Below are 12223 nucleotides of genomic sequence, written 5' to 3' on the forward strand. Positions count from 1 at the left end.
TCGCCAATATTAAGCAAGAATATTCACCAGAGCTTGCTCATCAAGAATCTCAATACCTAATTCTTGTGCTTTAGTCAGTTTTGAACCCGCCGCTTCACCAGCAAATAGAATATCAGTTTTTTTCGAGACACTGCCGGTTACTTTAGCACCTAAAGCTTGTAAAGCGGCCTTAGCATCATTTCTATTCAATTGAGAAAATGAGCCAGTGATGACAACTACCTTACCAGCTAAAGGTTGAGGTACATCGTCAGATGCCTCTTCTATTTGGGGCCAATGAATTCCTTGTGCTAGTAGCTCGTTAATCACTCGTTCATTCTTCTGTTGTTCAAAGAAATGCACAATATGATTAGCAACAATATTACCAACATCAGATACTTCAATTAACTGCTCTAATGAAGCCGCCTGGATAGCAGGTAAGGATTTAAAATGAGTGGCTAAATTAGCGGCAGTCGCTTCACCAACTTCTCTTATACCGAGGGAATAGAGGAATCGAGCCAACGTCGTTTTCTTAGATTTTTCCAGTGCGTTGACCGCATTTTGCGCCGATTTAGGTCCCATTCTTTCCAGAACCGTTAACACGCCAGCAGATAATTTAAATAGATCAGCCGGTGAATCAACCATTTCTTTATCAACCAACTGCTCGATCACTTTATCTCCTAGACCATCCACATCGAGTGCCTTGCGTGAAACAAAATGCTTTAACGCTTCTTTACGTTGCGCTCGACAAACCAAACCTCCAGTACAACGAGCTACTGCCTCTCCTTCCACTCTTTCAATAGTAGAATTACAAACAGGACATGCATCCGGAAATACGATTTTCACTGCATTTTCAGGTCTTTTTTCTAAAACTACATTAGTAATTTGAGGGATAACGTCCCCTGCACGACGGATAATAACGGTATCACCAACCCTAACTCCAAGGCGTTCGATTTCGTCAGCATTATGCAACGTCGCGTTGCTAACCGTCACTCCACCAACAAACACTGGTTCCAATTTTGCGACCGGCGTAATGGCGCCTGTGCGTCCAACTTGAAACTCAACGGAATTGAGTTTAGTCAGCTCTTCTTGCGCTGGAAATTTATAAGCAATAGCCCACCTTGGCGCACGAGCCACAAAGCCGAGTTGTTGTTGAATAGCGATGCTATCTACTTTAATTACTACGCCATCAATCTCATAACCGAGTTCATCTCTACGCTGTAATATGGAACGATAATACGCTTTAACCGCCATCATATCGTCCAGCTTAGCGGTTTCTGGGCACATCGGTAGCCCCCATTTTTTCAATTGCAAAAAGCGTTGATAGTGGCTAACTGGAAGTTCACCGCCTTCAATTACACCAACGCTATACGCATAGAAACTCAATGAACGCTTAGCAGTAACACGCGAATCCAGTTGCCTTAAACTACCGGCAGCCGCATTTCTTGGATTAACAAAAGGTTTGGTGCCAAATTTTAGAGCATGCTGATTAAATTTTTCAAAGCTCGCTTTAGGCATAAACACTTCGCCGCGAACCTCAATTCTTGATGGCCAACCTTTGCCTTGAAGCACTAATGGAATTGCCGTGATTGTACGTACGTTTTCGGTAATATTTTCGCCAGTATTGCCATCTCCGCGCGTCGCAGCCTGAATCAATATGCCATTTTCATACAGTAAGCTAACGGCTAAACCATCTAGTTTAGGCTCACAACAAAATGCATCAATTTTGTCGCTAGTGACTCGATCATCCATTCTCTTCTTAAAGGCATCTAGCTCTTCATCACTAAAAGCATTATCAAGAGATAGCATCGGGATTTCGTGACTGACTTGAGAAAAACCATCTAATGGAATACCTCCCACTCGTTGACTCGGAGAATCTATAGAAACAAATTCAGGATGCTTTTCTTCCAGTTCTAACAGTTCTCGCATAAGACGATCATATTCGGCATCAGGCACCTGAGGATCATCCTCTACATAATATTTTACACCGTGAAAATGCAGTTCTTTTTTAAGTTGATTAAGTCTATCTTCGACCGACTGAGACATTTTTCCTGATCCCGTTTTATTTTTTAATACGATAAAAAAGGGCTCCATTCGGAGCCCTTTAAATTGTTTACTCTAGAGTTGGGCTGTGCGCGCTTTGAACGCTCTAATTTGATTTTTAAAACTGAGTAACTTATCTGGCGTCATCAAGTTACGTTGTTCATCTAACACATTCCCACCCATATCATCGGCTATTTGTTGCGCCGTTCTTAACATTAGTTTGAAATTTTGATCGACGTCGCCAAAGCCAGGTAACGTCATAAATAAAGAAATCCCCTTAGTAGAGAACGTTGCGGGATCATCGTGTTTTAACGTTCCAGGGTCCATCATATTCGCCACACTAAATAAGACCTTGCCGGTACCTGACATATCATTATGACGATGAAAAATATCCATATCACCGTAAAACAAACCGTTCTGCCGCATGCTATCAAATAATTTTGTACCAACAAATGGTTCATCACCTGAGCAGTGAACATTGATAACAATCACTTTCATCGCATCATCTTGCTCTTCAATGGGCGCGTCGATTTCATCAGAGGCTAATGTTGAATCAGAGGCTAATGTTGAATCAGGAGATAATGCTGCATCAGGAGATAATGTTGAATCACTGGTTAACGGCATATCCGTCGTTAATGAAGAATCAGTGGTTAATGAAGAATCTGCAATTACTGAAGCGTTTTTTGAAGTAACTCTAGGTGACTTCAAAATAATCTCCTCATCGCCATCTGAAAATATGACTTTATCCTTGGGAGAAGTATCAATATCATCATATAAAGTCACGTGCGGCAGATCACCCTCACTATCCTCTTGATTATTCAAGCGACCAAAAGTATCACCTTCATTATCAAGAGGGTCATCAACACCCAACGGATCATGAGAAAAATCTCTATTCACGCCAAAGCCTGGATCTTTTTTCTCTTTTTTAATAACAGTGACGTCATCACTAGAAACCGTTAATGATGCAGCCACATCATCACTACTCGTCATTGATTTTTCAGCAAACTTGCTTTTGCCTTCTTTTTTACTTGTCCAAAGCCCATGAATTAGTAGTGCCGCTATAGCTAGCGCACCCACTATAATGAGTACTAATCGCAATTCCTGCATGGTCTACTCTCTACTGTATCTAATGAAATACCCAACATCAGAAGTAAAATCTATCGGATAATCTCACTACTTTACCAAAAGTGTATGAAGTTTTTGAATAAATTAATATAGCTAGTGTAAACCAGCTTGTGATAACTAACACGCTTTTCTCATTTTGAAAGTTTTACAACCCTAGGTACAATACCTTTCTATCACTTCAGAAAGAGAAATAGAAATGAAACAAAGCGGCTTCGGTTATTTTTTCCAAGGAATTCAACTCGCATTAACTCCAGGTATTCGTCGATTTGTTATTTTACCACTCCTGACCAACATTATATTAGTCGGTGGGGCACTATTTTATTTATTCTCTCACCTTAATGATTGGATAACGGGCTGGATGTCTTACGTACCTGATTGGTTATCTTGGCTCTCTTATCTTTTATGGCCAATACTGACTATTACAATTCTTGGTACTTTTTCTTATTTATTTAGTACATTAGCCAACTTAATTGCTTCTCCATTTAATGGATTACTAGCCGAAAAGGTAGAAGAAAAACTAAGCGGTAAGCTTGATAGTGACCAAAATTTAGTAAGCATAATAAAAGATGCACCAAGAATTATTGCTAGAGAACTGCAAAAAATCGTTTATTTTGCGCCAAAAGCACTAGGTCTCTTCATCCTATTGCTCATTCCTGCTTTAGGACAAACGGTTGCACCCATTCTTTGGTTTATTTTCTCTGCTTGGGTTATGGCCATTCAGTATTGTGACTACCCGTTCGATAACCATAAAATTCCTTTTCACACCATGCGTCAAGATCTAAAGCAAAACCAAACTAAAGCATATGGCTTTGGTTTCTGCGTTGCGTTTTTTACCGCTATTCCTATTTTAAATCTTATTGTTATGCCAGTAGCAGTATGCGGTGCTACTGCTATTTGGGTAAACGAATTTAAACAAAAACACTGAATATAGAAACGAATAAACGCTTTGAAAAACAAACAGAAAATAGCGTTCTTTAATATGATATAACTTTTGGGTCTTTTTGCTTTTTTCAATAAGCATTATTATGCTCATCAACGACACAAAATATGTCATCGCGTGTAGAAAAGGACAATACAAAATGAGCAAAATTTTTGAAGATAACTCTCTAACTATCGGTAATACTCCCCTTGTTCGCCTAAATAAAGTAAGCGGTGGCAAAGTGTTAGCGAAAGTTGAATCTCGTAACCCAAGCTTCAGTGTTAAAGACCGTATCGGCGCTAACATGATCTGGGAAGCAGAAAAATCAGGTAAGCTAAAGCCAGGTATTGAGCTTGTTGAACCAACAAGTGGTAACACAGGGATCGCACTTGCCTTTGTTGCTGCTGCTCGTGGTTACAAGTTAACGCTAACTATGCCTGAATCTATGAGCCTTGAGCGTCGTAAACTTCTTAAAGCTCTAGGCGCAAACCTAGAATTAACTGAAGCTGCAAAAGGTATGAAAGGCGCGATTGCTAAAGCAGAAGAAATTGTTGCAAGCGATCCGGCAAAATATTTATTACTACAACAATTCAACAACCCAGCAAACCCAGCGGTTCACGAACAAACAACTGGTCCAGAACTTTGGGATGCAACCGATGGCGAAATCGATGTATTCGTTGCTGGTGTTGGTACTGGTGGCACAATCACTGGTACAGCTCGTTACCTGAAAGGCGAAAAAGGCAAAGCAATCACGGCGGTTGCTGTAGAACCAGCTGAATCACCAGTTATTGCGCAAGCATTAGCTGGAGACGCAATTCAACCCGCACCGCATAAGATCCAAGGTATAGGTGCAGGATTTATTCCTGAGAACCTTGATCTAACGCTACTAGACCGCGTAGAAGCCGTTACTTCAGACGAAGCAATTGAAATGGCGCGTCGCTTAATGGAAGAAGAAGGTATTCTAGCGGGTATCTCATCAGGCGCAGCAATTGTTGCAGCTAACCGTATTGCAGCGTTACCCGAGTTTGAAGGTAAAACCATTGTGGCGGTACTACCAAGCTCAGGTGAACGTTATTTAAGTACGGCTTTATTTGCAGGACTGTTTACTGAGAAAGAAAACGGTTAACATTTTTGTAAAAAAAGTGTGCTTAAATCAAAATTTTCACTAAAAAAGCCCCTTTCTGGGGCTTTTTTGTTGATCCTTACTATTCGTTTGGTACTATCAGGACATGTTTTATTTTGAAGCTAGAAATAAAACAATAAATACAGAAAATTAAGCAACGAGATAACATTTAATAACAAATATCTCGCTTTACTGGTCAACAATTTATAGCACGCTAATTATGTTCTATATTTTACAAGGCGACTAATAAGTCAAATTAAGCCAGTACTTAAACAATAAATAAATCGATTGGGGTATATCACATGTATCAAAAGCAAGTAGAAATCACAGCAGAAAATGGTCTTCACACTCGTCCAGCTGCACAATTCGTTAAAGAAGCAAAATCATTTGACGCAGACATCACAGTGACTTCTAACGGTAAAAGCGCTAGTGCAAAAAGTTTGTTCAAGCTACAAACTCTAGGCCTAGTAAAAGGTACGGTAGTTACTATCTCCGCTGAAGGTGCACAAGCTCAAGCAGCAGTAGACCACCTAGTAGCATTGATGGACAAGCTAGATTAATCGTCTCAAATTCTAAAAATCAAAGCCATTTTGCCTCTAAGTCCAACAAAGCAAAATGGCTTTGTTGGACTTAGAGGCAAAATTCTACTAAACATACAATAGTTACTCTTCTTTTACTCTCTATACTGTTGACCAATTTAAGGTAAAGCTATGATTTCAGGCATTTTAGCATCTCCAGGTATTGCTTTTGGTAAAGCACTACTACTTCAAGAAGATGAAATTGTTTTAAACACACACACAATTTCTGATGATCAAGTTGAAAGCGAAGTAAAACGTTTTTACGAAGCACGTGACAAATCTGCTCATCAACTTGGTATTGTCAAACAAAAAGCTCTAGAAACATTTGGCGAAGAAAAAGAAGCAATCTTCGAAGGCCATATCATGTTACTTGAAGATGAAGAGCTAGAAGAAGAAATCTTAACACTAGTTAAAAAAGATAAGATGCCTGTTGATAACGCAATTCATACCGTTATTGAAGAGCAAGCTACAGCACTTGAATCTTTAGATGATGAGTACCTTAAAGAGCGCGCAACTGATATTCGAGATATCGGTACTCGATTCGTTAAAAACGCACTTGGTATCAACATTGTTTCTCTTGCCGATATTGATGAAGAAGTTATTTTGGTTGCATACGATTTAACGCCATCTGAAACTGCACAAATCAACCTTGATTATGTACTTGGTTTTGCTTGTGATATTGGTGGTCGTACTTCGCATACTTCTATTATGGCTCGTTCACTGGAACTTCCAGCGATTGTTGGAACTAACGATGTGACCGCTAAAGTAAAAAATGGCGACATGTTAATCCTTGATGCGATTAATAACAAAATCATTGTTAATCCTTCAGAAGCAGAACTCGCTGAAGCTCAAACATTCCGCGATGCTTTTTTTGCTGAAAAAGAAGAACTGGCTAAATTAAAAGATTTACCAGCGATCACCACTGACGGCCACAGAGTGGAAGTGTGCGGTAATATCGGAACAGTAAAAGACTGCGCTGGTATTTTACGTAACGGTGGTGAAGGCGTTGGCTTGTACCGTACTGAATTTTTATTTATGGATCGTAGCTCTCTTCCAACGGAAGAAGAACAATATCACGCCTATAAAGAAGTGGCGGAGTCAATGCAAGGTGAGTCCGTTATCATTCGTACTATGGATATCGGCGGTGACAAAGATCTCCCTTACTTAGATCTTCCTCAAGAGATGAACCCGTTTCTAGGCTGGCGTGCTATTCGAATCAGCTTAGATCGCCGTGAAATCCTTCGAGATCAACTTCGCGGTATATTACGTGCTTCTGCTCACGGTAAGCTGCGTATTATGTTCCCTATGATTATTTCTGTTGAAGAAATTCGTGAACTTAAACAAGCAATTGAAACATATCAAGCAGAACTTCGTGCAGAAAATCTAGCATTTGATGAAGAAATTGAGATTGGCGTAATGGTTGAAACACCAGCCGCAGCGGCAATTGCACACCACTTAGCCAAAGAAGTTTCTTTCTTTAGTATTGGTACAAACGACTTAACTCAGTATACTCTAGCTGTAGACCGTGGTAATGAGCTAATTTCTCACTTATATAATCCACTATCACCTGCGGTATTAACCGTTATTAAACAGGTAATCGATGCTTCTCATAAAGAAGGCAAATGGACAGGTATGTGTGGTGAGTTAGCTGGTGATGAACGCGCAACTCTACTTCTTCTAGGTATGGGCCTAGACGAATTCAGTATGAGTGGCATTTCAATTCCAAGCGTTAAGAAAATAATCCGAAATGCAGATTATGCAGAAGTGAAAGCTATGGCTGATCAAGCTTTAGAAATGGCTACTGCAGCAGAAATTGAAGCTCATGTTGAAAAATTTATCGCAGAAAAATCCAACTGCTAATATAATTCGATAGAATAGAAAAAAATTAAACGTTTAGGAGCACAACATGGGTCTGTTTGACAAGCTTAAGAAGCTAGTATCTGATGATAGCGCTGATGCGGGGGCAATCGAAATCATCGCACCAATTTCTGGCGAAATAGTAAACATCGAAGATGTACCAGATGTAGTATTTGCAGAAAAAATTGTTGGCGACGGTATCGCTATCAAACCTTCTGGCGACAAGATGGTAGCACCAGTAAACGGGACAATTGGTAAAATTTTTGAAACTAACCATGCGTTCTCTATTGAATCTGATGACGGTGTTGAGCTATTTGTTCACTTCGGTATCGATACAGTAGAACTGAAAGGTCAAGGTTTTACCCGTATAGCAGAAGAAGGCCAAGCGGTTAAAGCTGGCGATACAGTGATTGAATTTGATTTAGCATTCTTAGAAGAAAAAGCAAAATCAACTCTAACACCTGTGGTTATTTCTAATATGGACGAAATCAAAGAGTTAAATAAACTTTCTGGTGCCGTGACTGTTGGTGAAAGCCCTGTGCTACGCGTAACTAAGTAAGCGACTAGTTTAAAGAAGCTACAGCTTAAACTGTTAAAAAAACCGCAGATTTTATCTGCGGTTTTTTTTTATCTATTCTTCGATATCTATTGCCAGAAAATACTATTTGCCTTTACCTAAAACAAAAAGCCCAGCCATTTCTGGCTGGGCTTTCATTGATTAATTACCTAATGGACTTCAGTTACCTTAGTAAACTGTCTTATCCTAATAAACTCAGCGCTGTGTTTGGTGCTTGTTTAGCTTGTGCAAGTATCGACGTTGAAGCTTGTTGTAAAATCTGAGACTTAGTCATCGCTGTGGTTTCTTTCGCGAAATCTGTGTCTTTAATTCGACTGTTCGATGCATTCACGTTTTCATTTATGTTATCTAAGTTATTTATCGCATGGTCAAAACGGTTTTGGAAGGCTCCCAACTCACTACGGTGACTGTCCACGTATTTCATCGCCGCGTCCACCACTGCTACCGCGTTTTGTGCTCCACCTACGCTAGTCACATCAATTGTATCAACCGTGACCGCCGTTGGACCACTCATACCAAGTTCGCTCGCTAGGCTACCACTAAAAGAAACCTCTCCGTCTACGCTATTGTTTCCCGCAAACACTTGCAAACGACCTTCTTCATCTACTGATGCACTTACATCGTCTTGCTGACCATTGATATACGTGGCTAGCTCTTCAATATCATCGCCCGCTTTTGCGTTGATAACATACTCTTGCGCATCACCAAACTTATCCGTCAAGCTGATTGTCATGCTCGCATCTTGAGCTACACTCCAATCTTTACCTTGACCGTTTTCAGCTTTGTATTCGCTACCGCCCATCATGGCATTGTCTGAACGCATGTCTTTTAGGTTCAGCATCACCGCCTCACCATTGTCCGCTCCTATTTGGAAGGATTTCGTTCCATGCGTACCGTTCAACAACTTATTTCCACCAAAAGAGGTCGTTTCTGCTATACGGTTTAATTCGTCGTTTAACGCCGTCACTTCTTCTTGAATCGCTACTCGCTCTTGCTTTGAGTTCGAGCCATTCGCCGATTGCAAAGACAAATCACGGACACGTTGCAGGATATTTGAGGTCTCTTTCATTGCCCCTTCTGCTGTTTGCGCAATTGAAATGCCGTCGTTGGCATTTCGTACCGCTACGTCTAAACCACGACTCTGGGCATTCAAACGATTCGAAATTTGTAAACCTGCAGCGTCGTCTTTTGCATTGTTAATTTTGAAACCAGATGATAAGCGTTCCATTGACGTATTTAGGTCGCTTGCTGCGCTAGATAAATGACGTTGTGCTGTCATTGCTGCTACGTTTGTATTTACATTAACTGCCATGGTAATTCTCCAATTGATTTTCCGTTTAAAGCGGTTTCCGACGTCTCGGAAAACCAAGTAGTTCTCTCAAAGTTACTTTTTATAACGGCACTATTTCGGATATCTTTAGAAAAAAATGCACAAAATTAATAAAAAAATTAATAACTAATCTAAATATGAGCAATAACAAAAATTATTAGCTTAATAATCAATAAAAACTCAAGTATTTATCCCGACAGTCGATATACGCAAATTAATTTTCACTTTAGTGCTTTTCATTTTTATTCAAGTAAGACGAAACAGCTTGGTAAAACGAAGTAACCCGGTGACAAAAAAAGTGAGAAGACGAAATAGTGTGGCAAGGTGAAAAAGAGGTAAACTAAAAAGTGATAACGCTGAAAAAAGGTTAACCGAGTAACGTTAAAGCTAAATTAGGAGCTTGCTTTGCTTGAGCCAAAATCGTAGTGCTCACCTGTTGCAAAATTTGTTGCTTAATCATCTTAGTGGTCTCTTTAGCAAAGTCGGTATCTTTAATACGACTATTGGAACTGGCTAAATTTTCATGAATATTGTCTAAATTACTTATCGCATAACCAAATCTATTTTGGTAAGCACCCAGTTCGGCTCTATGGCCGTCAACAAACTTCATCGCGTTATCAATAATAGCCACTGCTCGCTGAGAGCCACCGACAGTCGTCAGATCGAGATCATCGACGGTTTCTATTATTGGCCCAGAAAGATCGAGCTCATTCGCTAAGCTACCACTAAAATTAACTGATCCAGATAATTGATTCGTTGCAATAACGACTTGCAATTGGCCATCTTCATTAACAGAAGCAGATACAGCATCAGTTTGGCCATTAATATAAGTCGCTAGCTCTTCAATATCATCCCCCTGTTTGGCCTTTATATGAATCGTCTCTTCGCCGCCTTTATCATTGATGTAGTTCATCACCAATTGATTTTGACCTTGTTTAACCTGCCAATTTTGATCTGCCATGCCATTCGCTACATAACTAACCGCACCCATATTAACAGTATCAGACCGCATATTCTGCAAACTAACTTGAACCGCTTCTCCAGATGAGGCGCCAATTTGAAATGACGAACTAGCAAAGCTGCCATTCAACAATTTTTTTCCAGCAAATGATGTGGTTTCTGCAATTCTATTTAATTCATCATTAAGGGCAATCACTTCTTCTTGAATAGCAATTCGTTCAGATTTGCTGTTGGAACCATTAGATGATTGTAACGACAGGTCTCGCATTCTTTGCAAAATATTGGTGGTTTCTTTCATCGCACCTTCAGCGGTTTGCATAATAGAAATACCGTCATTCGCATTCCGAACCGCCACATCTAAACCTCGCATTTGAGATTCAAGTCGGTTTGATATTTGCAGTCCAGCCGCGTCATCTTTTGCACTATTGATACGGCTTCCTGAAGACAAACGTTCTAAAGACTGATTCAACATATCAGTTGATAGACTTAAGTTCTTTTGTGCAATCAATGCTGAAACATTGGTATTAACAGTAACGGCCATATAACCTTCTCAGATCGGAGTATCAGCAAGTTAACGGCAAACACTTTGATAACTTTAGCGACAAAAAATAAAAACCAATGCAACAAAAAGTAAAAACGAACGTAATAAAAGCAAAAAAGAGAGCCATATGCTCTCTTTTCATTGTTGTTACTTGTTTATTTCAAGCTTTTATTTGGAGACTGCTCTATATAGCAATGAAACAACCGCTATTATACGTCTAATGCCTGTAACATTTCGCTCGATGGCGCAAAGAAATAAGCCCCAGTGACTGCTTTAGTAAAACGTAACATTTGATCAGTTTTGCCATCTGTAACGCCATACATACTGTCTAACATAACTTTAATATTATGTAGTTGATTACAATAACTAATAAAAAACAGGCCATGCTCACCCGTTACAGAGCCATAAGGTAAGCTTTGCCTAACGATTTTAAGCCCTTTACCTTGTTCTTTAATATCAACGCGACCAACATGAGAAGCAGCCGGTACATCGTCAAGCTCTATAGAATCCGGTTTAGTACGGCCAATGATTTTTTCTTGAGCAGAAATGGATAAACGATTCCATGCAGGTAAATTATGCACAAACCGTTGTGCCATGACATAACTACCACCAGCAAAGTCACCATCAGGAATTATCGTTACTTGCTCTCGATCTGCGCCTTGTGGATTTTCTGTTCCATCAATAAAATCGGTCATATCTCGGGCATCTAAGTAACGATAGCCGTACGTTTCATCAACAACATCAACGCTATCTTGTATTTCTGCCATCAATTTTCTAAACAGATAAAAATGGAGATCGTGACGATTAGAGTGACAGTGAATCAAAACATCCACATCGGTTGCTGGGGCAGTAATATCGCCTTCTCCAAGTTGAGAAAAATCAATCAATTGCTCTGGCATAGGTTGATTGGTCTGCGCCCAAAAACCACGACTAAAAGCCAAAGAACAGGTTAAAGCCGCACCAGATTGACTCTGGTTCAACTCTTCTACCAATTTAGGTAGGGCTTTAAGTTGGGCAATAACTTGCTTTGCCTGTGAATTTATTTTTAATTGGACATAAAGTGCAAATGGTCCAGTAACTGGAACAATAGCCGATTGATATGACGCCATAGCGTTGTCTCCACATACATATTGTAAAATTCTATCTCCCAACAACTTGGAAGTGCAGATAAACGGCGACATCCAATCGAGGGAA

10 protein-coding genes are annotated in these 12223 nt (G+C 39.9%); 5 read left to right on the forward strand and 5 right to left on the reverse strand.

Annotated features, from left to right (window positions below):
* Positions 1-9: 9 nt before the first annotated feature.
* Both ligA and zipA read right to left on the reverse strand, forming a co-directional pair.
* Positions 10-2022 (reverse strand): NAD-dependent DNA ligase LigA, encoded by a 2013-nt coding sequence (ligA, locus tag ACLKML_RS08250; protein ID WP_413284921.1) that lies wholly within the window; start codon positions 2020-2022, stop codon positions 10-12.
* A gap of 72 nt (positions 2023-2094) precedes the next feature.
* Positions 2095-3126, reverse strand: coding sequence for a cell division protein ZipA (gene zipA, locus ACLKML_RS08255; protein ID WP_413284922.1), 1032 nt, complete (start codon positions 3124-3126; stop codon positions 2095-2097).
* A 214-nt stretch (positions 3127-3340) separates the two neighbouring features.
* On the opposite strand from zipA, the gene cysZ reads away from it, so the two are divergent.
* The 5 genes from cysZ to crr all read left to right on the forward strand — a co-directional run bounded on the left by cysZ (position 3341) and on the right by crr (position 8180).
* Positions 3341-4069, forward strand: coding sequence for a sulfate transporter CysZ (cysZ, locus tag ACLKML_RS08260; RefSeq protein ID WP_413284923.1), 729 nt, complete (start codon positions 3341-3343; stop codon positions 4067-4069).
* Positions 4070-4223: 154 nt separating this feature from the next.
* Positions 4224-5189 carry a cysteine synthase A gene (cysK, locus tag ACLKML_RS08265; protein ID WP_413284924.1) on the forward strand — a complete coding sequence of 322 codons (966 nt, stop codon included), beginning with the start codon at positions 4224-4226 and terminating at the stop codon, positions 5187-5189.
* 299 nt (positions 5190-5488) lie between these two features.
* Positions 5489-5746, forward strand: a complete 258-nt coding sequence (locus ACLKML_RS08270; RefSeq protein WP_413284925.1) for an HPr family phosphocarrier protein — start codon at positions 5489-5491, stop codon at positions 5744-5746.
* Positions 5747-5896: 150 nt separating this feature from the next.
* Positions 5897-7624, forward strand: coding sequence for a phosphoenolpyruvate-protein phosphotransferase PtsI (gene ptsI / locus ACLKML_RS08275; protein WP_413284926.1), 1728 nt, complete (start codon positions 5897-5899; stop codon positions 7622-7624).
* A gap of 46 nt (positions 7625-7670) precedes the next feature.
* Positions 7671-8180: a PTS glucose transporter subunit IIA gene (gene crr, locus ACLKML_RS08280; protein ID WP_317715521.1), complete on the forward strand. Its 510-nt coding sequence runs from the start codon at positions 7671-7673 to the stop codon at positions 8178-8180.
* A 199-nt stretch (positions 8181-8379) separates the two neighbouring features.
* On the opposite strand, the gene ACLKML_RS08285 is transcribed toward crr, so the two are convergent.
* The 3 genes from ACLKML_RS08285 to ACLKML_RS08295 all read right to left on the reverse strand — a co-directional run bounded on the left by ACLKML_RS08285 (position 8380) and on the right by ACLKML_RS08295 (position 12138).
* Positions 8380-9510 (reverse strand): flagellin, encoded by a 1131-nt coding sequence (locus ACLKML_RS08285; protein WP_413284897.1) that lies wholly within the window; start codon positions 9508-9510, stop codon positions 8380-8382.
* Positions 9511-9895: 385 nt separating this feature from the next.
* Positions 9896-11029, reverse strand: coding sequence for a flagellin (locus tag ACLKML_RS08290; RefSeq protein WP_413284927.1), 1134 nt, complete (start codon positions 11027-11029; stop codon positions 9896-9898).
* Between the two features lie 209 nt (positions 11030-11238).
* Entirely contained in the window at positions 11239-12138 is a 900-nt protein-coding gene (locus ACLKML_RS08295) for a Dyp-type peroxidase (RefSeq protein WP_413284928.1), read from the reverse strand.
* Between the last annotated feature and the right edge of the window lie 85 nt (positions 12139-12223).

Origin of the sequence: Vibrio sp. MA40-2 (assembly GCF_047302445.1) — a bacterium.
Taxonomy (GTDB): Bacteria; Pseudomonadota; Gammaproteobacteria; order Enterobacterales; family Vibrionaceae; genus Vibrio.